The sequence below is a fragment of the Sulfurisphaera ohwakuensis genome (assembly GCF_009729055.1).
In the GTDB taxonomy this organism is placed as follows: domain Archaea; phylum Thermoproteota; class Thermoprotei_A; order Sulfolobales; family Sulfolobaceae; genus Sulfurisphaera; species Sulfurisphaera ohwakuensis.
Window position 1 is genome coordinate 1596803 of sequence record NZ_CP045484.1, and the last position, 20912, is coordinate 1617714.

Consider the following 20912-nt stretch of genomic DNA (forward strand, 5'->3'; position numbering starts at 1 on the left):
AACTCGTCAACTCGCTTTAAATATCTTATCTAGAAATTCCTTTAATGCTACAGCATTATTATATGGTGATTTAGATGCATAAAGTAGAGTCACATTTTCCCCTTTTTTAATCAACTGTAATAAAATATCCAGTTTAGGATTCTTACTAAGTTCTTCAAAATATTTCTTTTTAAACTCTTCCCACTTATTAGGATCATGATTAAACCATGTTCTTAATTCATCGCTAGGCGCTATATCTTTAAGCCATACATCTACCTTATCTTTCCTAACACCTCTAGGCCATAATCTATCAACCAATATCCTAATCCCGTCATCTTTTTCTACTGGATCATAAATTCTCTTTATTTTTATCATATCTCTCATTTCTTTTTTATCTAAAAACACTTTAAAATTACAGCCCTAATAGATTAGGTAATTGTTCCGGGTATGAATGATTAATAGCAATGTTAAACCAGCCCAGCTTCATCACCCTTCAGATCCTAGTGGCAATTCATCGTTCAACTATGATTAGCTAAGAGAAGAATAAAAATTAATATGAAAAAGCTAATTTACTTAATAGTGTTTACCCGTGGCGTAACTTATCCTTACTTTTAACTACTTCTAATTTCGCTATAGGCACCTTTGTTACCGTAAATTCAGTAATGATAAAATTTTATTATAGTAATATTTTCTTTATTATCCTAACTGAGAAATGATTTAAACTATCTAATTCGAGAGAATTTTAACTTATCTTAAAAATTAAACTAGGAAATTTACTCAGAATAATATAGATCATATTCACTTAACCCAGTAAACTCAAAGTATCCTGAAAAGTTTCTCATATCAGCTATAATATCCTTTAATATATCATGTTCTTCTATTTCTTTAGGAAATATTTTTTCTTCATTAAGATTGTGATCAATAACTATACGAATGTACCTTTCAGCCCAATCCCTTCTTTTCTCCTTTAATACGGAGTTCCCATATTTTTCTATGAGTAAGTGATCATTAGAGAGGGGCTTAACATTAATCCCCATCTTTTCAAGAACTGGAAATACGTATTTATCCTCAATTTTTGCATGCCAATTGACAATAAAATAATGAGTATTTTCTAGCATATTCCATCCTAACTCTATATTTAAGCATTCCTTGATCATTTGAAAGCGGACTCTAAGAATTGCATGCTCAAATTTCAATAGAGAAATTGGATCTGTTATCATAATAAGAACTTTACAAAACTGAGAGTATTAGGTAATAAATATTTTGGTCAAATTTTAAGATAAGAAGCTCAACACATTTTGCTCCTTTATAAAGTTTAGGGGTTCAAAGGGGGCGAAAAACCTCGCCTTTTAAGGCGGGGATGGATAGCCCCCTTTGTAGAAATATTTTTTAATCCACTCTCGAACATTTTATTAATGCCCAACGTAGGGTTCCGCTTTCGTGCATATGCTGACGATCAAACAATTAGGGCGTTAAAAGCCCAGTTGAGGTTAGCATGTGAGATGTACAACACCCTACGCTGGGCAGATATCTATTTCTACCAAAGGGACGGAAAGGGTCTTACACAAACGGAGTTAAGACAGCTCGCTCTAGATCTAAGAAAGCAAGATAAGGAGTACCAACAACTCTACTCACAAGTAGTACAGCAAATTGCCGATCGTTATTACGATGCTAGGGATAGGTTCTTCAAAGGTCTAGCACACTTTCCTAAGGAGAAGAAACCCCATAAGTACTACTCTCTTGTTTACCCACAAAGTGGATGGAAAATACTTGAGAGCAGGGAAATAAGGACTAAGAGTAGGAAGAATAAGAAGAAGCTGGTGTTATTGAGGTTATCAAATCTCGGCGTGTTTAAGGTCATTGTTCATAGGGACTTCCCGCTTGATAAAGTAAAGAGGGTGGTAGTTAAGCTAACACGTTCAGAGAGAGTATATGTCTCCTTCATGGTTGAAGGTGTTGGATTCCCTCAATTCCCAAAGACTGGTAAGGTAGTTGCAATAGATGTTGGGATAGAGAAACTCCTAACCACGAGTGATGGATTCTATTTCCCTAACTTGAGACCTTATGAGAAGGCACTTGAGAAGATAAGGAAACTCCACAAGGTTCTCTCGAGGAAGGAGTTCTTGTCGAAAAATTGGTTTAAAGCAAAAGTGAAGTTAGCTAGGGGTTATGAACACTTGAAGAACTTGAGACAAGACCTCTATATGAAGTTGGGTAAGTGGTTTGCACAACATTATGACGTTGTAGTAATGGAGGATATAGATGTTAAACAACTGGTGGAGGAGTCAGAAAGGAAGTTGAGGATGAGGTTACACGATGTTGCATTCCATGAGTTGAAGAGAATACTAGAATATCAGTTGGAAAAATATGGAAAGAAACTGTTGTTAATAAACCCAGCATATACTTCAAAGATGTGTGCCAAGTGCGGGTACGTAAAGAAAGAGTTAACTTTGACTGACCGTGTGTTCAGCTGTCCTAAGTGTGGTTGGGTTACTGATCGTGACTATAACGCTTGCTTAAACATATTGAAGAGATCGGGGTGGGAGCCATCCTTAGTGCCTGTGGAGCTCCACCCTCTACCCGTAGCGAAAAGCTACGGGCAAGGTGGGGCTATGAAGCAGGAAGCTCCGCCCTTCAGGGCGGGGTAGCTCACATGCAAGAAATCCTTTTACTTTTTTCTTTCGTATTCCCAAATGATTAATTAAACTATTGCCAAGACGAAAATTTTTCTTATCTAATTTTATGAAATCAATCAAATTATCTTTTAAACTATAAGTTCACAATATTTTTATGGGTTATATAGATGCACATACACATGTTTGGTTTAAGGAGGCCTTACCTAAGGATTTCTTAAATAACAACTCTGGCTACAGCTTCACGCCTCCAAATCTTACGGATATTATAAAAGAAATGGACAATGCAAATATTGATTATATAGTAATAATAGCTTATCCTAGTAGGGAGGTATGGAATACAAAAGAAGATTTCCCTATCAACATGATAAAAGTTGTAAAGGAATATGCAAATAGATTTTCCATTATTGGAGGAATAGAACCGAATAGGCTTACTTTACAGGAGGCAAAGGAATGGTTAGAAAAACAATATGAAGCCGGAGTATCTGGTTTTAAACTTCACCCTGTTCATTCCCACGTAAAGCCAAACGCATATAGAGAAGAAGAAGGGGGATTGAAACAACTTGAATTATTATATGAATTTGCACAAGACCACGAATTACCAGTTATTATCCATACTGGGACAAGTGTGTTCCTAAAAGCTAGGAATAAATATTCTGACCCTATAAATGTGGATGACGTTGCTGTTGATTTTCCTAAACTGAAAATTGTTATGGCTCATATGGGTAGGCCAAATTATGTTCCTACAGCGTTCCAATTAGTTAGAATAAGAAGGAATATATACGCAGAAATTTCTTCAATACCACCAAAGAAATTATTAGAATATTTACCTAGACTAGAAGAAATAAGTTATAAAACTATTTACGGTAGTGATTATGGCGGTCCTGGGGTTAAGAGTATTACTGAAAATTTAAGAGAATTTCTTTCACTAAATATTAGTGAGAAAGCTAAGTTGGATATTGCAAGCAATAACCCTAGATTAATGTATAAGCCTTTATCCGAATTGATATAATTTCTATGGAAATTAAAGGATTAAATCGCAAATTATTTCGTCTTGGTCTACAATTGTAATTTTATGAACCTCACAACAAGTTTTTAGAATATTAAGCTTTTCTCTTGTAAATGTTCTACTTTTCAATAAATATTAACTGAAAGCTTCTAGGAACTATAAACTTAGATTTATGATAGGTGCCAAATATACAATACTTAATCCTCATCTATATAACCTATCATGATTCAATAAAACAGATTTACTCTAATTTTCCTTATGCACTCAGATTAAGTGAATCTTGTTAGTATAACAATTATAGGAGATATGAATATTAGATAAAATAAGCTACCATCAAGAAAGCCGAAACGTATAATAGTTAAGTAATATATCATAACTCCAACTAAGTCTAACCAAAGACCATCGGCTAGGCCAACTCCTCCAATTATTCCAGATGTTTCTTGGCCTGTATAATGTCTTACAATTTTATTTAACTCCCTTCCTCTCAAATAATCAGCTAATGTACTAAAAATTACTGTAGGCATAAAGATTAAGGGAAAAGTGTTTAGTGTCAAAGGCGATATATATTCGCTATACGTTACGTGCACAAAAATCAAATGAACAAAATACCATATAACTGTAACAATAACGGGTAAAGCTAAAGCAAAATATCTTGAGCTGACCACGCCTATAGGAGTAATCTCACCTGTTATTTGATTTATTATAACAGCCGGTTTCATGGAAGTCCAAAATACTAGAAAAGATATACCAAATATAAGTAGAATTGTTAGTAAGGTTACGTGATATATTGTGTTTCCAGTATACTCTATCGCAATAATGAACATTGGAACTAAAGATAGGTTAATTAACGTTCTACTTGTGCCTATAGCTAAAAACGAAAGCAGAAATCCGACAAATGCACCATAAAGAAAGAACGTTATTTTTATCCCGGTATAAATTGAAAGTAAAATTAGAGCAACAAACATCACAGTACCCATCCATAGTTGATGAGTAGGTAATGAATCCTTAACTTCACCTTTTTTGTATCTAATTACTGACATAACTAATGATGGTGGAATTGCAAAAAACAAGGCTAATACTGAACCCGTGAAAATTCCTAGATTAAATGGAAAGTTTAACGTAATGTGAAAAAAGTAGTAATTAATAAATAATGACCAAAACCAGATAATGTAATACTTTCCAGTCTCATTACCTTCAAATAGCTTATAAGTTATAAAGGACACTATTATAGAGTAAACTATCAGATTTACCATAATATCTAGAAGTTGGTTAAAAATCACAGAAAGATTAGGAATTTCTGGCAGAACAACATAGAAAATATTTGAAAAATGTATTATAAGGAATGATAATATTCCGGCTATGAATAGCTTAAATTCATAGGAATAGAACTTTATAACCACATTTAATCACTTTTTTACTAACATATATACATTATAGTTTAAAGTACAGTAGTCTCTCCAGGCTCATTAAGAAGATACCAAATGTCATGCCTAACAAAGTTGAGTTTGCAATCATGGAAGAAGGCTCTTGCCCTATGAAGGCTGACGGGTTATAATAAAGGTAACAATGCTGGTTACTACTTAATTTTTAAAAAGTATGGGTATTATACCCATGAAATTTATTTTCGGCAAACCTACAGACGAACCATATGACAGAAAAGAGAAATTAATGGATTAATTAATCTAATTGCTCGTAAACAACCTATAGTATTAATTGGTAGTAGAAGGATAGGTAAGACTTCAATCCTACTTAAGGTTCTCTCTAATTTAAGCAGTCCAAAAATATATCTCAGCTGAGGATTTCATAGAAGGAAAAAGTATGGATCTAAACTCATTTCTTCTCACTTTATTTACTCAGTTAATTATTGAAGCTATTAGGGTTTTGGAACCTAAAAAGAAAATAGTTTTTAATATAAAAGAGAAAGGTGAGGAAATTAATTAATACTATAAGAGATCTGATGATTATGTTAGGATTTGGCAATTCGGGATAGCCCTTTGCGAATTATAATATTCTCTATTAAATTAGTATAATTCTATGAAAGAAATAATTGATTATATATCATTATCCCCATTAAGTCCACGGTATAACTTCTTAGTCTCTCCAATTGTCAATGCACAATCAAATTATTTAATCTCCAAATGGTAAAATAAAATGAAATCGCAAAGAACCTATATAGGTTTTATTAGCCGAGGAGAGTAATACTCCTCGGCTGGGGAAACATGGTCGAGGAGATAACTGAAGCAAAGTCTTCGGTCAAGGGCGTGACAAACCCCTACCGTCGGACTGAACATTGTGGAAAAATCCACGAATATAGGCACTACATACTAACGTCTCTAACAAACTTGGGTTTGCAACCGTGGGAGGTGTGACAAAGGGGTAGGGGTAATAGGAATAGATGTATCAAAAGATTATCTAATTACAAGTAGGGGGAGGGAAAGAAAATACAAGAACAACTTGAAGGGTTACGAAGAAATCCTTGAGATGAAACCTTGCGCAATAGTCCTAGAACCTACGGGAGTATACGCAATAAGACCAAGCCAATACTTCAAGGAGAAGGGTGTAAAAGTACTACAAGTAAGCCCAAACGTGTTATCAAGAGAAAAGGAGTTTAGAGGAAAGAAAACAGATTTTTATGACGCTGAAAAATTAGAAAACATGGCTGACAAGGCTAAAGAATATGAATACAACCCTAAATCACCCTATCTTTTAATAAAACTAGATTTTGCATTATCTTAGAAATTTATTATGTAATTAGATCACTAGACGGAATGAGTTTATGGAAGTGTGAACTAAATTATAAATGAACGAATTATTATAAATACTCTAGAACTGAATAAGCTATACATCACCTATATAAACTATATTTGTCTATGACATAAAATTTATATATATAGAACAAGTAAATTATAATATTGAATAGAAAATGGAAAATCTTAATGGAGATGGATTGATATGAATAAGTGGAAATTAATATCTATTATTTTGATTGGGATAATAGTGCTAGAAGGTTTAGTATTATTTATTAGTCAACATAGATATATGAGTGTAACTAATTTCTCATCTGCTAATAATCCAAAGTTAGGTAGTAAACTAGTTATGGCAGTTTCTTCTCCGGAATATAGATCAACTCCGTTGATTGGTAATTATCCATTCGTAATTAATAGTGGAATACTAACCAAAAACTTAGCGAATTATACTCTAATTATTGCATGTGGATATTAATCTAAGCAAAGCAAAAGTAGGTGAATCATTCATGGTTTATCCATCTATTAACGTTGGTAGTAATGTCCCCGTACAATTCTACAATAATCCTATACTAAACGTTTACTAAACGTTACAATAGTTAAAAATACTATATTTAGTATGGACGGGTCAGAATATCTTAATTTCAGTATAAAAGTGAACATAACAGCATTAAATAGTATGGGAGAAGGAGGTATAACTACGATACTAGATGCTAATCCTCCAGAAAGTACAGCTTTATCTACAATATATGGCAATACTTTATTACTAGTGGGATTCCATGCATATAATTCTTCCATAATAAGGCTAGAATTTTATGTGGCTCCAAATACGGTATCTTAAAAGTCATTTTTTTATTTGTTTAGGTTTAAATTTCTTTTATGGATCCCAATCCATAGGCGTTAATAATTTATGGTGAGAAAACGTGAATTCGTGGAAGACTATTTCGGTTATATTAATTGCAGTAGCTTTAATATTAGGAGGAGTAACTGCCTATAATGTATATAATGTGTACTTTGTTAACCATAATTCTAATAATCCACTATATGTATTTACGTCAGTTTCTACTCCTACATATAAACAAGATCCCGTTATAGGAAATTATAGTTTTATAATAGGTTCCGGTACTACATTTACGAATTTAGGAAATAAAACGCTTGTAGTATCGTATGTTTACATTAATCTAACTAAAATAAAAATAGGGGACAGTTTTTAGTCTTTGCACCGATAAATAATGGTTCTGAGGTTACCAGGATATTTTACCTTAAGCCTATAGTAAATATTACTATTTTAAATGATTCAGTATCGATATTACATAGAGAATATTAATGCTAAAAACTCGTCGGCCCCGCATAAAACTCAATCTTTAATACTGTCGAGTTTAATGCTAAAAATTCAATGTATAGCCACGTATAATCAATTATATGAATCATTGAAGTCACCTCTCTAGAATAATTTAAGATAATTGTTGTACTATCGTATTCTACATCGTTTGCATACGTAGGATATATGACTTTTATTGATAAGTTTAAGTACTTATAACCTTTAGAAGTATATAGTTAAGTATTTTTATTTTTAGATAATAAGTGTGGTAAATATATGATAGTTAATTTTTCTTAAACCATAAAATATCTTCATTTGCCTTTGAATACTATGGTTATTTATATATTAATCGAAGAGAGTTTATATAAAGAAAAAATAAAATGATTACTAGTTGTGATGAAAGCTAAACTCTAGTTATACTATATATAATATGAATATATTTAAGGTAGATTTAAATTCTCATAAGATTAATTTAATTGTGTGAGTTTAGAGGAAGAAATTAAAAAAGTATTGCTCAATAATCCATCTATATTAATAGATGTACTAACTGCTAGACCAGAAATAATCTACCAAGTATTGGCTAAGTTGACTCCTTGGCAGAATTTGGCTACTAAACAGGATATTGAAAAATTGAGTAGAGAAATTGAGGACATCAAGCAAAATATGGCTACTAAGCAAGAATTGGAGGAGATTAAAAAGACGATAGTTACAAAACAAGAGTTAGAAGAAATAAAGAAGATAGTTGCTACGAAGGAAGACCTTAAAAATATGGCCACAAAACAAGAGTTAGAAGAAATAAAGCAAAATATGGCTACTAAGCAAGAATTGGAGGAGATTAAAAAGACGATGGCCACAAAGGATGATATAAAGAGACTAGAAACTATCATTACTGGTCTTGGTGCTAGATGGGGGATTATGAACGAAGACTCTTTTAGGCAAGGCATTAGGGAGATTCTAAGTAATACTGGATGGAAGGTTTCGAGGGAAATTCTCTATGATAAGGATGGGTATGTTTATGAAGAACCTTCTGACATTGAGTATGATATTATAGTAAAAGATGGTAATGTTATATTGATTGAGATAACTTCCTCATTAAAAAGAGGAGATTTGCCAATAATAAAAAGAAAGAAGGAATTATATGAGAGACTTAAAAATGTTAAGATAACTTTAGTTTACGTTATAACACCCTTTGTTCACGATAGATATCCTGAGAGAGTTAAGGCGATGGCTAAAGATATGGGAATAGAAGTAATTTATCCTTAAGCTTGTTATGAGGTAGAGATATAACTAATAATAAAGAAATTACGATAATTTAGTTTTAATATTTATAGAACTAATATTGCGTTTTCATGGTTTTAATATCTATTAAACCATGTAAATTACTCTAAAACAAAATTTATAAATGGAAATCATGTAGAAGTTCTCCCTTTTCAGTTATATTCTCTTCAAGCTTAAATTCGAAAGACTGTATTTATTGAAGAGGACAGTTTTAACTTAGTATGTTATGCCCCAATGATAGTTTTGAACACGACACCTCCTATAATCACTACCAGCGTAAGTAGGAAAAGTATCCTATAATTTTGTGTTGACTTTCTTGCACTTTTGCAATATTTTATCTCCATCGTATTAACATTAATTTTCAGAGAAGTACTCCAGAATGTATAAAGAAAAGTATTTTATCTGTGTAAATAGAAAATTTCCAATATAAAGTAGGGACGAGTACAAAACTCTTTAAGTCCAATTTTGTGAATGATATGCCGTACGTTTTTTACTTCGTTATTAATTATAACGCTTAGTATTGGTTTTCATCAATTTTAACCTTTTCCTATTCTGATGATTTTTAGTCATTTTAGTATATCTTCTAAAGTTCTCAGAAAACATACTTATGCCAAGTAACGTACACCTGTTCATTGTATTAATAAAATAGTATGTTGTGTCAAATTATAGGGCAAGGCACTTTCCTTAAGTGTTTACCCGTGGCGTAACTTATCCTTACTTTTAATTACTTCTAATTCCACCAAGGGCACCCCTCTTAAGGGATCATACACAGTCACCCTTAAGTCCTTGGGGTTGGTCGAGGGAAACACCACTACCCTCCCATCCACCTTTTTCATCAGATTAAGAGGTGCAATTGAATCCCTTTCTAACAATATTTCCCCACCATCTAAATACCTAGCAGTAACTTTGATTACTTTAATACCCCTACCCTCGTGAGCAGAGCCCGTCATCAGGTAGGGATTAAAAACCTTGATAACCTTCTCCACTACTTGCTTACTCTTCCCCAACCTCTCACCATCAAATGGGTTTATGGAAGAAGTATATGATTCTGAAACCTCCTCAACATCAATAGGCTGAGCCTTAAGCATTTCAATGAATTTAACAACACTCCACTGATGAATCCTATGCCTAAGCTTACCATTCTTGTTACCCCCCATCCTCTCCTTAGCCTTTGATGAAAACTTACCAACCACAACCTTTACCTTTAAATCCCTAGCCAACTCAACAACCCTCTTAACGGTCTTTCTAAGAACATCAAGCTTCCTCTCCCTCTCCCTCAACCTCTTCAACTTTTTCTTAATTAGCTCGTCCTTAGTTGAGTACCCCTTAGTAACCTCTTCCCTCCTCAAGGAGTAGTTAATAACAATCCTCCCTAATCCAGTCTCATAACGCCTCATCTCCTTGAGCTTGAAACCCTCAAAAACTGCTAAGGTGATATTATTCTCGTTAACGTCAATAGAAACATAATTACCTTCTTTCGTTTCAACCTCAACGTCCTTCTCAAATGTTAACCAGACTAGGACTCTCCTACCCACTAACCTTAACTTGAGTTCTTGAGAAACCCTCCAACCCTCATATAAATAGTGGATGAATTGTTTAGTGAACTTGAGGGGGATCTCAACCCAACCCTTGTGGGTTAAAACGCTAACAGACACCTTGTTAAACTTCCAGTTTACCGTGTTAGGGATTGTGATCACGACCTTCTTGTACTCTGGTTTCTCCTTTCTCGTTAGTCCTTTCTTTCTCCTCTCCCTAAAACTCTTAACTATCCTACCGGCAATAATATAAGATCCTTCAATAACCCTTGAAGGTAGGAAGGGATACTTTTCCTTATAATAACTGTAAAACCTCTCGTGTAACTTCTTCCTTGTAGTGGGCAAGCCCTCAGAGAGTATTATGCCAATCATTTCATTAACTATGTTTCTTTGGTATTCCTCAATCTCTCTAAGAACGTGGTATTTCCACTTGTTCAGAGAGTCGCTTTCTAACCTAACTGTCCTTTTCAACGTCTTCAACACATTTTATCACCTTCTCGTACTTATGGCCGTAAATTTTTGAAGCAAAGGATTTTACGATTTCTACGAAATCCTCAGCTAACTCTTGTATGTAGTCCTTTGGCTCATCTTGGAAAGCCACGATGACGTTTACTCCGTAAGCGTTGAATAGCTCAACGAGGTATTCGAAGCCGAAACGTGTTAGTCTGTCCTTGTATGCTACTACTATTGCATCGATCTGTCTCCTCTTGGCTAATTCTATGAGTTTCTTTAATCCTCTTCTATCTTCTTTCAATCCAGAGTCAATGTCCTTAACTTCAGTTACACTCACTTCACCGAAGGTTTTCTTAACCCATTCCTTTAACGTGTTTAGTTGTCTCTCTAAGTCGTCCTTTTGTGTGTTTGATGAGACTCTAGCGTAAATTGCTACTTGTTTAACTTTTTCTTTTCCACTTATTAATCTTTCTACTTCACTGTAAGGTATTCTCCACCTACCGTTAATTTCAATAGCCTTTATTTTCCCTTCCCTAATCCACTTAATAATACCACTCCTACTCATCCCAAAGATCTCGGCAACTTCACTAGGTGTTAAATACCTCTCCACAGTAATTAGAAGTAACTAGAAGTATTTAAAAGTTACGCAGAAATGTTACAGTCTTATACGAACTTAGAGATACTATTGTACTTTAGATTATGAACTAATATAAATGCAGTTGCTAATCTTTGTACGCGTGTTAGCTACATTTAATAATCCATTAAACTCTATTATGGTTGATATATTACTGCCACGGTCAGGGTTTGTCCGTTAGATAATGTAAGCTGTATATAATAGATATTTCCAGTCATGAGACTTAAAGAGGTTCTGAAGTTTATTGTGATCGTGTTAAATCCTATATTTAACGTGTTTGGTGAGATGTCTGATGTTGTGTAATTTGTTCCTAACAATAGTGCACTTATTATCTGCAGTGGATATTGTGAATTAATTGTAACCAAAGCGATTCCATTACTTCTAAGACTTCCTATACCCACTTGTGAAATGGGTCCAATTGACGATTGCAGTTGTACAAGCTGGGAGGTTGTTTGAGATAATCTTTTTATTAGGTTGCCTAGACCAGAATAAACTAGAATGAAACTTATTAGGATTAGAATATAACCTACAACGGATACTATAAGGCCAATTACAGATCCAATTATCATAAGTAAACCAGCATTCTTCAGGTCATCGTTTAAGTAAATTTCTCCGGTTCTTCTATATGCTAAAGCTAGTAAGATGTAACCTATAAGGCCAATTATTCCACCTATAAATACAACTATTACTCCCCCTACAAGCGATGGTAGAATAGAGGGAAGTGCTTGTTTAGATAGTAAAGGTAAGATAGAAATAACAGTTACTAAAGTTCCTATAAATCCAATTACAATTCCAATTAATATTAATATTGTCCCGGTTATTCCGTTTCCTAAATCTTTTCCGGTAGATACTAATATACTGAAGCCTTCTTTCGTTCGATAAAAGGACAATATAACTAATGGTAATGTAATTAATGAAGAGATCAAACCCAGTATGAGAACTGTAGTAATAGAGGAGGTAATTCTGGTTAGAGAGAAAGAAACTCCTAAGGTCAGTATTCCTAATATTATTCCTAAAAGTGAGACAATAATATAATATAATGCTCCATCTCTAAGCTTTTCTAGTCCTAAAATTTCAATATTCTGTTGAGCCATACTATAAAATTCATATAGAATGATAAAAATTTTATCCTTAGCCAATTTTCTTTTTAATAAATCTCTTAATTAGAAAAAACTTATTGTTACTAAGCTTAAATCTATTAACTATTCATGCTTTTCCTATAATCTGACAATAAATACTAGTCAAAAAACATTTTATTTCACAATAATACAGATATAATATTTTTATTAACATATAAATTTTCTTTCTGATATTAAAAATATCAGTTTAATATTTTTGCTTCATAAAGTCAACTATTTATATGTTAATGAGGACTATATATCATGCTATTAAAATTTGTGAAAGATTTATTAAAAATGATGGTAATATCGTATTAAGTAAAGCTAGTAAACTATAAATATTTATTAAAATACAAAATTAGAACTAAAGCTAATCTGATGCGGTTATTTTAACTTTTTATAATAAGATAATTTATACCTAAATAAATAACGAAGAAAATAGCTAGAAATGCCTCTGTAATATCAGTAAAAATTTCTAGTAGCCACATACTCCCTAAACTGAAAAGAAGTGCTGAAAGAACAAACTTTAAGTGTGGCAGTCTAATTTTAGCTATTTGTGCTTTTAACAATGCTGTAAGAATAACTACAAGAATGCCAGAAATTATTGTTCCTAATAAGGCTGAAAAGTAGCTTTGAGGAATTAATGCTAAAATTACTAACGCAGCTTCTAACCCTTCGACTGCAGATACGGTAAATACTACTCCGATGCCTTCTTCTTTTTCTTCTTCTTTTCTCTTAAATTGTTTCTTAAAATATCTTCTTGCACTTCTAATTAATCTATAACCGAAGTAAAACAGTATTATTGCTGCAACTAAAAGAAAATAGTTAATAGGTACTAGATAAATGTATTTTCCTAATGTAAATGTTGGTATTAAAACAATTAATACCCCAGCTATAGCGTAAATAAATGGTAAATTGTTCTTTAAAATATTATGATAGATTGCTGCTACAGCTCCTGCTTCTGACAACTCAAGTAAAGAAATTCCTAAAGAGGCAAAGAATACTCCTAGGTCCATGAGATTAAAAGGGTTTGTAGTTATAAAAAATTAATATCTTAATTTTTACCTTAACTACTCAGGGGGTATCTCTTTAAATAAAATAGTTAAGTCTACACCCTCTCTTTTATGCTTTAAATAAGATGCTGAGAATACTCCAATAGCGAACACATATGCTAATATAACGAACAATAGAGTTGTTATATTAATCCCTTGTGTTGTTGTGAAACCTATTAATGGGTTTGTTGCGGCTTCGTATGTTAAATAGGCTAAGTAACCACTTGCTAAAATTCCGAAAACCTTCAATATCTTCTCATTATTCTTAAAACCATACAGTGCTCCAGCTAAAACTCCAAAGAATAAATATACAGCACCTAAAATTGTAGTTCCGTATAATGATACTGCAGCATTAATTGAAAATACTGGAATTAATAGGAGGAGAAGTGTGATTGTTAAATCGAGTAAGTGGGCGTATACTGGTGAGCCGTACTTATTTACTTCTGTGAATTTTTCTGGTAATATTCTATCAAATGAGAGTGCGAAAACGTATCTGGAAAACATAACAACGCCATAGGACAATGTGTAAAAGTTCCATAGTATAAGTCCAAGTCCTATAATCCATTGTAATGCTTGATTTCCAGCCAATGCTATTGCGACAGTCCAAAAGTTATAAACAAATGTGGGATAGGCTGAAATGTTAAAATTATAGCCTGCCACTAAGTCCATTTCCATAAATCCTAGTGTTACTAAAAGGAATGTTACTACTGAGGCTATAATAATGTTTAATTTAGCTACTTTATCGGAATTCTTAAACTCAGCTGATACTGAGGGACCAGCATTTATCCATGGATAAGTATATAATGCAAATAGTGGAAGTAATGAAAGGGTTGCTAATAGGCTAAAGTTACTGGGGAAAAACACTCTTTTTCCAACTGGTGCTGAAATATTATATGCTGATAGGAATGGTTGTAATTTAGCAAAGAAACCACCAGAGTTAACACCAACAACTATCATTGCTAGTAATAAGGCAAAGATGGAAAATATTCCCAATACGGTAACTAAAGTAAAACCCCATTTTGCTTTTCTAATGTTAAGAGCGATAACTATTCCAAAGAAAATTGCTGAAATTGCATAGAATATTAGTCTTTGGTCAAGTGTTACATTTCCGTAAGGATTTACAAAGACTGAATTTGCTAAGTTTATAAGTTGATGGTTATTATTCATTATACCTATAGTACAAAGTACTGAGTTAACTGAGGAGGCTGAGAAGAATGCTATTATTGCAAAGAATGCGGTTGATTGAATTAAATAAGATAGGGCAAGGATTGATCCTAAACGTCCATCTATAACTCTAGAAATCCATACGTAATCTCCTCCGGTTCTTCTTATTTTTAAGGTCATGAAAGTATAGACTATAATCTGGGGTATTGATAGTAAAAACCCTAATATACTGGCTAGCCAAAGTATTGCACCATTACTAATATATGGAGAAATTGATTGAAATAATGCCTCTCCAGCAGACATATTGCCTAGATTCAGCATAACAGCGTCTAATAGATTTACTTGCTTAATTAAACCTGAGCTCTCTCTGATGAAAAGTGATTTTTTCTCAGCCATGTATAAACTAAAAATTGTTTTATTTTAAAACTTACTTTTGAGTTAATTTTTTAACTTACTCACTTCTCTTTTTCAGAATAGAAATCTTAGAAAAATACTTTAACTAAGTTTAAACTGGAGTATCAAAGTGTTTAGAGAGCAAAAATTTTAAAAACTGGATATATAAAGAGTATATTGAAATTGAATGACAGTAAGTCTTAAAGGATTAGTTGAGGAGAACATTGTAGAGATTAATAATAGGCTGGGCTATAATACTTGTTGGCTTTATAATTTTAAATGGGTTAGTGATTTTGGTAAATTTGTTAGCATGCTTTTTACTAGGTCAAAATCTCTTAGTATAATATTACCATATTCCAGGGATGATAAAGAAGTTTTGATGAATACTATAAGAAAGATAGCCAATGACAAAAATGCCTCGGTTATAATATTACTCACAGATAAAATATCTACAGATAATTTTCTAGTGTGTAACAAACAGAATTAAGTAAATTTTTACATATTATGTATTAGTTACCTTTGGTAGTTCCCATTTTAGTTTCATTGCTATAATTCTCAAAACAGTAGTGATTAAAAAGGATATAATTATATCGTAATAATTACTTTCTCCCTCATATCTTAATAAGAAATAAATTCCAGAACCAATTATAACTGCGGTAGCATAAAATTCCCTAGTTAAAATGACAGGTACCTCGTTAGAAAGCATATCTCTAATTACTCCTCCTCCTACGGCCGTAATAGTCCCAATCATTATAACTAGAAGAGGAGAAGGATCTATTGAATAAGCTAGTGATGCACCAGATGCTGTAAAAGCTCCTAGACCTATTGCATCAGCGTAAAGTAATGGCTTTCCAACGTTAGTAAACATCTTATAAAATAGAAATGTAAGAAAACTTGCAAGTAATGCAGTTAGAGGATAAGGCAAGTAGACTAAGTTTGTTGGTGGTTTTATTCCGAGAAGAATGTCAGCGGTGATTCCACCACCTAAAGCGGTTGAAAATCCTAATACTAGCACCCCAAGTAAATCCATTCCTTTTTTTATTCCCTTCATAGATCCAGAGATTGCAAAGGCGATTATACCAATATAATTTGCTAATTCAAGTATTAGATTCACAAGAGATATTATATATTATGAATTAAAAAGTTAATTAATGAGATGAAATTACTAGGATTAGTAGCGATAATAAATATTATTGAGGAAAGATAAACTTCTCATCAGATTCGATAATGGATATTTAAGATTTTCTTAACATCTTAAGCTGATGCAAAACTCTTTCTTATTGCTATAAATCATATTAAAGTGAAATTAATATAGAACTAAATATTATTATTCCAGATCCAAGAAATTGTAATGGGGTTAAAACTTGATGAAGTATTATTATTGCAAAAATTATTGTAAATACTGGTTCTAGTGAGGATAGTATGGAAGCTGTTATAGAATCTGTAAGTCTCATTCCTCTATAAAAGAAAATATAAGCTAAAAATGTTGCTACAATGCCTAAATATATTCCAGTTAATATTGAAGAACTTGTTAAGTTTGGCGATAATATAAAAAATAACAAGGAAAATGGCAAGCTCCAAAAAGCTTGAGATGCTAATATTTCCTGATCTTTATACCCTTTTATTTGCATAAATCTAGAATAAATAATAAGTAGAGCATAAGTGAATCCAGAAGCAATCCCCCAACTTATACTAACTATGGATATTTTTGAAAAGTAAATTAGATATACTCCTATTACTACAAGTATTGAAGCTAAAATCTTTCTATTATTTATTTCATCTTTAAGATAAACTTTTGAAGCTAAAATTACCCATAAAGGAGCAGTATATAAAAATACAGCTGAAAGAGAAGCTCCTAGAATATTAACACTATAGACATACGTTTCATAGAATATGATAGCCACAACCCCCATTATCAAGGAAATCCTATCTAGGATTGCCTTTACATTTCTGAAGACCATGAAAACTAGCAATGAAGAGGAAAGGCTTCTAAATAGTGTTATCTGGAATACATTTGCATTATGTTCATAGCCTATTTGCGTAACAATCCCAATAGTACCCCATAATGCTGAAGCAGTAACTAAATCTAGGATTCCTCTTTTAATCATCTAACTTTATTATTTACTTGATGTAATAAGATTAACGTGAATTGGGGGAAAATAGTAGGAATTACACTTGCTATTATGTTTATTCTTCTTTATATTTCTACTATACAAAATAGCTATTATGAAGGAATTCAACAAATTAATTCATTTTCTAATGTCAGTAATGACCTAAAATTTTCCATAGTTTCTTTTAATAAAAGTAATCTAATAGTTAACGTTAAGAATCCTCTTAATATTTCGATTATAATCTGTAATATTAGTGGAAAATACTTATATTTAAGTAAAAGCAAAGTAATATTACCTTATAGTAATGAAAATCTTACGTTAATAATAACGAATTTTTCTGAGTTTGTAAATAATATAAATGCAAAGAATGAAACAATTATAATAAAGATAAAAATTCTTGATACAATTATATCAGAGGAGACTACTTTATGAAATATCCAGTTTTATTAGCATACTATATAACTTCTCTTGCAATAGTATTAATACCTATTCCTTGGTGGTATTATAGTGTAGGTGGAATTTTCCAAATTTATGATTCGCCATTTCAAATTAATTTGTACTTCTTAGGTGAGAAGTTAATCATTGCGGAAATATTAAATATTTTGCTTAATGCAGTGAGAATTTACGTTGCTATAAACCTAATCTATGGAATTATTCTTTCTATCAAAGGGAAAAATTATAGATATTCTACGATGTTTTGGTTACCGATATTCTACATAGTAGATCCTATCATTATTTATCTTGTAGTAGACTTCTTAGTAAGTAAAGCTCTTGGTATACCACTGAATTATCCTTTAGTAATTATTGGAAAAGAAAATCTCACAACAGAATACCAAGGGGCAACAATAATAATGCTGATAAAATCATATCCTACTTTTGTATTTTGGTTGTCTTTAATTCCAGTCATAATTTACCTAGTATTTTTATTAGTTGAAAAGAAGAAGACTTAACTATCTATACTATTTAATATAGCATCTTTCTCAATTTTTTCTAATTCGTTCCTCGCATTATCATTTCTAATCTCATAATCTGTAGCTATCATAATCCTAGAATTGGGATCAGTCATTTTTACTTGAGATACATAGTTTTCAGCTACTTTAACATTATCAACTGAACATATAACTATTCCTCTATCTCCGTCAGTAAATCTTAAGAACTCACATTGTTTCAAAAATTCCATTTTGTTTATAACTGAGGAGAAAATTCCGAATAGTACTATATCACTCTTACTTAAATCTATTACAGGAATTATTTTGATAAGATTCTTATTAACTAGAACATTAAGTCTTCTCATTATAGTCTTTGAAGGAATGTTAATTTCCTTAGCGATTTCTCCTATCTCCATCCTAGGGTTTTTAATAAGAGTCTTAACAATTTCTATATCTACACCTGAAGGCTTTTGAGGATTCTGTTGAGGAATATAAATCATATCATATTCTCCTAATTCTTTTCTCATGTAAGAAATCTTATCTTGTAAATCATTAATCGAGTTTCCTTCAATTTCATAAAACGTAATCTCTTCTAAACATTTAACTTTTACGTTAACAAAGCTTGAATCAAAGTCTTTTATATTCCTAAAACTTACTCTGCCTACATATTTTCCGTAAAAGTTAGGATTTACGTATAATACGAAAGAACGAATAATTTTATCTTCTATGAGCTTATTAAAACGATAATTTAGAGAAGTAGCTGATAATTTAACCTCGTCAGCAATTTTTCTTTGTGAAATTCTTCCATCTTTGAAGAGGGATAATAAGATCTTCTTATCTACGCTATCCATCAGTTATTAGTTTGAAACCTTATTTATATTTTTTTGGTAGAAAGTATTTTACGGTAAAAATGAACTATTGTGATAGTTACTTAGAAAAAATTTCTGAATTTAGCAGTTCAAGGATACTTAATTAAGTATTCTTTTTAATTGAATTCTTTTTCCTAAAATCATTTATTAAAAATCCTATCATTATAGTCAATAATACACTTCCTACTATGGTTAATGGTTCTAGATTTATAGCAATACCGACCATTATCATAGCTATTGCTAACTGCATAGGGCCGTACTTAATCATTGTTTTAAAAATATCATCCATACGAAATAATAAGATTATGAAAATAAAAACTTTCTTTTCATTTATTTTTATTCTCTCCTTCTCCTACTTAGCCTATAGTCTGCAGTCCCCTTAGTGACTATTTCTATTAATAAAGCCTCCTTATCTTTCTTCCTTAATATTCTTCCTAATCTTTGAAGAAATTGCCTTTTAGTACCGTAACCACCCATTACAATAGCTAACGTTGCATCTGGCACGTCTACTCCTTCATCAAAAACTGTAGATGCAACAATAACCCTATATTCTCCATCTCTAAATTTTTGTAAAATTTCCTCTCTTTCGTCTTTATCAGTCTTATACGTTACAACTGGTATTAGAAAAGTCTTCGAAATTCTATATGCCATCTGAGTATCTCTAGTAAATACTATTATTTTCTCATTTTTATATTCCTGTAAAATTTCCCTTAGCTTCTCTATTTTAGATTGTGAGTTTACCGCAATATTAAGTGATTCATGCCATGCTAGTAAAGCTTCCCTAGCTTCCTTATCTTTTGCAGCTAGTTTAACTAATCTATGGAAATCATCTAAGTTTTGTAACTTCAATCCCCTAGAACTTAGAAAATCCTTCAACTTCTTTCGTAGTTCATCATATCTTTTCTTTTCCTCGTCAGTTAAAGAAACATATAACTTTTTAATTTTATATTTCGCAATATACTTCCCTGCTAGCTCTTCTACGGTCTTCCTATAAACTATTGGTCCTACAAGTACTGGATAAAGTTCATGTTTTCCGTCATCTCTTTCTGGTGTTGCTGTTAGTCCTAGTCTATATGGAGAAGCAAAAAGTTGAGCCATTATTGAGTATCCTTCTGAGGGTAAATGATGCACTTCGTCAAATATTAACAAGGGAAACTTATTCCCTAACTCTTCAGCTCTTGTATATGCAGAATCATAAGTTATAACTGTTATACCTTTTAGCGAGTCTTCCCCTCCTCCAATAATTCCAGGATCAAAGTCTAGGTATTTATTTATTCTCTCTTTCCATTGAGTTATTAGGTCTATTGTAGGAACCACTATTAGAGTAGCTACCTTCATGATTGAGACTATCTTTAATGCCACTTGCGTTTTACCAGCTCCAGTAGGAAGAACTATAATTCCTCTTTTTTCCTTTAACCAGGCTCTTGCAGCCTCAGCTTGATAATCTCTTAGCTCAATTCTATCTTTAATTAATGGAAAAGGTAAGGAGTCTATTACATCCTCTTCAACTTCTATTCCTTTCTCAAGGAAATATTTTCTGACATCCCTATACTTGAAGGCTAATGCGGAATAAGCCTTTAGCTCATCACTCCATTTTAACCCAGGAGCGTATGCATCAGAAAGTATTAACCCTTTAAAGTACCTTAAGTATACCACATCATAGTTTTAATATTTCTTCTTAATATAATTT

22 protein-coding genes and 1 pseudogene are annotated in these 20912 nt (G+C 32.1%); 10 read left to right on the forward strand and 13 right to left on the reverse strand.

Translation table 11 applies throughout. The features are described from left to right. Positions 1-6 precede the first annotated feature (6 nt). Both D1869_RS08935 and D1869_RS08940 read right to left on the reverse strand, forming a co-directional pair. Positions 7-354, reverse strand: a complete 348-nt coding sequence (locus tag D1869_RS08935; RefSeq protein WP_156014797.1) for a DUF488 domain-containing protein — start codon at positions 352-354, stop codon at positions 7-9. Between the two features lie 398 nt (positions 355-752). Beyond that, entirely contained in the window at positions 753-1199 is a 447-nt protein-coding gene (locus D1869_RS08940) for a hemerythrin domain-containing protein (RefSeq protein ID WP_156014798.1), read from the reverse strand. A 195-nt stretch (positions 1200-1394) separates the two neighbouring features. Between D1869_RS08940 and D1869_RS08945 the strand changes: the two genes are divergently transcribed. Further along, the gene (locus D1869_RS08945; RefSeq protein WP_156014799.1) at positions 1395-2627 is read left to right on the forward strand and encodes an RNA-guided endonuclease InsQ/TnpB family protein; all 1233 of its coding nucleotides are present in this window, start codon (positions 1395-1397) and stop codon (positions 2625-2627) included. A 142-nt stretch (positions 2628-2769) separates the two neighbouring features. Next, entirely contained in the window at positions 2770-3624 is an 855-nt protein-coding gene (locus D1869_RS08950; protein ID WP_156014800.1) for an amidohydrolase family protein, read from the forward strand. 266 nt (positions 3625-3890) lie between these two features. On the opposite strand, the gene D1869_RS08955 is transcribed toward D1869_RS08950, so the two are convergent. Continuing rightward, on the reverse strand, positions 3891-5021 hold the full coding sequence (locus D1869_RS08955) for a hypothetical protein (RefSeq protein WP_156014801.1): 1131 nt from the start codon (positions 5019-5021) through the stop codon (positions 3891-3893). 819 nt (positions 5022-5840) lie between these two features. Here D1869_RS08955 and D1869_RS08960 point away from each other — a divergent pair. From D1869_RS08960 to D1869_RS08980, 5 genes and pseudogenes are all read left to right on the forward strand, one after another. After that, a pseudogene (locus D1869_RS08960) lies at positions 5841-6312 on the forward strand (hypothetical protein); the annotation flags it as partial. A gap of 261 nt (positions 6313-6573) precedes the next feature. After that, on the forward strand, positions 6574-6843 hold the full coding sequence (locus tag D1869_RS08965; protein ID WP_156014802.1) for a hypothetical protein: 270 nt from the start codon (positions 6574-6576) through the stop codon (positions 6841-6843). A gap of 141 nt (positions 6844-6984) precedes the next feature. Then, positions 6985-7206 (forward strand): hypothetical protein, encoded by a 222-nt coding sequence (locus tag D1869_RS08970; protein WP_156014803.1) that lies wholly within the window; start codon positions 6985-6987, stop codon positions 7204-7206. An 82-nt stretch (positions 7207-7288) separates the two neighbouring features. Next, positions 7289-7579, forward strand: a complete 291-nt coding sequence (locus D1869_RS08975) for a hypothetical protein (protein ID WP_156014804.1) — start codon at positions 7289-7291, stop codon at positions 7577-7579. Positions 7580-8166: 587 nt separating this feature from the next. After that, positions 8167-8949 carry a PD-(D/E)XK nuclease family protein gene (locus D1869_RS08980; protein ID WP_156014805.1) on the forward strand — a complete coding sequence of 261 codons (783 nt, stop codon included), beginning with the start codon at positions 8167-8169 and terminating at the stop codon, positions 8947-8949. A gap of 707 nt (positions 8950-9656) precedes the next feature. On the opposite strand, the gene D1869_RS08985 is transcribed toward D1869_RS08980, so the two are convergent. The 5 genes from D1869_RS08985 to D1869_RS09005 form a co-directional block, all read right to left on the reverse strand. Then, on the reverse strand, positions 9657-10982 hold the full coding sequence (locus tag D1869_RS08985; RefSeq protein ID WP_156014806.1) for an IS200/IS605 family accessory protein TnpB-related protein: 1326 nt from the start codon (positions 10980-10982) through the stop codon (positions 9657-9659). Continuing rightward, positions 10954-11562: an IS607 family transposase gene (locus D1869_RS08990; RefSeq protein WP_156014807.1), complete on the reverse strand. Its 609-nt coding sequence runs from the start codon at positions 11560-11562 to the stop codon at positions 10954-10956. Before D1869_RS08990 ends, D1869_RS08985 begins: the two co-directional genes overlap by 29 nt. A 161-nt stretch (positions 11563-11723) precedes the next feature. Next, on the reverse strand, positions 11724-12680 hold the full coding sequence (locus tag D1869_RS08995; protein ID WP_156014808.1) for a DUF973 family protein: 957 nt from the start codon (positions 12678-12680) through the stop codon (positions 11724-11726). A gap of 413 nt (positions 12681-13093) precedes the next feature. After that, complete coding sequence (locus tag D1869_RS09000) at positions 13094-13720, reverse strand: membrane protein (RefSeq protein ID WP_010979662.1); 627 nt, start codon at positions 13718-13720, stop codon at positions 13094-13096. Between the two features lie 54 nt (positions 13721-13774). Beyond that, positions 13775-15316: an APC family permease gene (locus D1869_RS09005; protein WP_156014809.1), complete on the reverse strand. Its 1542-nt coding sequence runs from the start codon at positions 15314-15316 to the stop codon at positions 13775-13777. A gap of 184 nt (positions 15317-15500) precedes the next feature. Between D1869_RS09005 and D1869_RS09010 the strand changes: the two genes are divergently transcribed. Beyond that, positions 15501-15800 (forward strand): DUF4898 domain-containing protein, encoded by a 300-nt coding sequence (locus D1869_RS09010; protein ID WP_156014810.1) that lies wholly within the window; start codon positions 15501-15503, stop codon positions 15798-15800. A 15-nt stretch (positions 15801-15815) separates the two neighbouring features. Here the strand turns inward: D1869_RS09010 and D1869_RS09015 are convergent, their stop codons facing one another. After that, positions 15816-16427, reverse strand: a complete 612-nt coding sequence (locus tag D1869_RS09015) for a trimeric intracellular cation channel family protein (protein ID WP_184651055.1) — start codon at positions 16425-16427, stop codon at positions 15816-15818. Between the two features lie 181 nt (positions 16428-16608). After that, entirely contained in the window at positions 16609-17421 is an 813-nt protein-coding gene (locus tag D1869_RS09020; protein ID WP_156014812.1) for a DMT family transporter, read from the reverse strand. Positions 17422-17457: 36 nt separating this feature from the next. Here D1869_RS09020 and D1869_RS09025 point away from each other — a divergent pair, with 36 nt between their 5' ends. Beyond that, positions 17458-17856: a hypothetical protein gene (locus D1869_RS09025; protein WP_156014813.1), complete on the forward strand. Its 399-nt coding sequence runs from the start codon at positions 17458-17460 to the stop codon at positions 17854-17856. Beyond that, positions 17853-18374: a hypothetical protein gene (locus tag D1869_RS09030; RefSeq protein WP_156014814.1), complete on the forward strand. Its 522-nt coding sequence runs from the start codon at positions 17853-17855 to the stop codon at positions 18372-18374. The genes D1869_RS09025 and D1869_RS09030 overlap by 4 nt, the downstream gene beginning before the upstream one ends. Here D1869_RS09030 and D1869_RS09035 read toward each other — a convergent pair. The 3 genes from D1869_RS09035 to D1869_RS09045 form a co-directional block, all read right to left on the reverse strand. Continuing rightward, positions 18371-19204: a winged helix-turn-helix transcriptional regulator gene (locus tag D1869_RS09035; protein WP_184651056.1), complete on the reverse strand. Its 834-nt coding sequence runs from the start codon at positions 19202-19204 to the stop codon at positions 18371-18373. The genes D1869_RS09030 and D1869_RS09035 overlap by 4 nt on opposite strands. Before the next feature lie 121 nt (positions 19205-19325). Then, entirely contained in the window at positions 19326-19511 is a 186-nt protein-coding gene (locus tag D1869_RS09040) for a hypothetical protein (protein ID WP_156014816.1), read from the reverse strand. Positions 19512-19558: 47 nt separating this feature from the next. Further along, the gene (locus tag D1869_RS09045; RefSeq protein WP_156014817.1) at positions 19559-20878 is read right to left on the reverse strand and encodes a DEAD/DEAH box helicase; all 1320 of its coding nucleotides are present in this window, start codon (positions 20876-20878) and stop codon (positions 19559-19561) included. Positions 20879-20912: the final 34 nt, after the last annotated feature.

Bases quoted from the DNA above. Each gene is read 5' to 3' on its own strand.
- D1869_RS08995 (WP_156014808.1), bottom strand. From the start codon at position 12,680: ATGGCTCAACAGAATATTGAAATTTTAGGACTAGAAAAGCTTAGAGAT.
- D1869_RS09000 (WP_010979662.1), bottom strand. From the start codon at position 13,720: ATGGACCTAGGAGTATTCTTTGCCTCTTTAGGAATTTCTTTACTTGAG.
- D1869_RS08935 (WP_156014797.1), bottom strand. From the start codon at position 354: ATGATAAAAATAAAGAGAATTTATGATCCAGTAGAAAAAGATGACGGG.
- D1869_RS08965 (WP_156014802.1), top strand. From the start codon at position 6,574: ATGAATAAGTGGAAATTAATATCTATTATTTTGATTGGGATAATAGTG.
- D1869_RS08970 (WP_156014803.1), top strand. From the start codon at position 6,985: ATGGACGGGTCAGAATATCTTAATTTCAGTATAAAAGTGAACATAACA.
- D1869_RS09035 (WP_184651056.1), bottom strand. From the start codon at position 19,204: ATGGATAGCGTAGATAAGAAGATCTTATTATCCCTCTTCAAAGATGGA.
- D1869_RS09005 (WP_156014809.1), bottom strand. From the start codon at position 15,316: ATGGCTGAGAAAAAATCACTTTTCATCAGAGAGAGCTCAGGTTTAATT.
- D1869_RS08940 (WP_156014798.1), bottom strand. From the start codon at position 1,199: ATGATAACAGATCCAATTTCTCTATTGAAATTTGAGCATGCAATTCTT.
- D1869_RS09020 (WP_156014812.1), bottom strand. From the start codon at position 17,421: ATGATTAAAAGAGGAATCCTAGATTTAGTTACTGCTTCAGCATTATGG.
- D1869_RS09010 (WP_156014810.1), top strand. From the start codon at position 15,501: ATGACAGTAAGTCTTAAAGGATTAGTTGAGGAGAACATTGTAGAGATT.
- D1869_RS09040 (WP_156014816.1), bottom strand. From the start codon at position 19,511: ATGGATGATATTTTTAAAACAATGATTAAGTACGGCCCTATGCAGTTA.
- D1869_RS09030 (WP_156014814.1), top strand. From the start codon at position 17,853: ATGAAATATCCAGTTTTATTAGCATACTATATAACTTCTCTTGCAATA.
- D1869_RS08950 (WP_156014800.1), top strand. From the start codon at position 2,770: ATGGGTTATATAGATGCACATACACATGTTTGGTTTAAGGAGGCCTTA.
- D1869_RS08945 (WP_156014799.1), top strand. From the start codon at position 1,395: ATGCCCAACGTAGGGTTCCGCTTTCGTGCATATGCTGACGATCAAACA.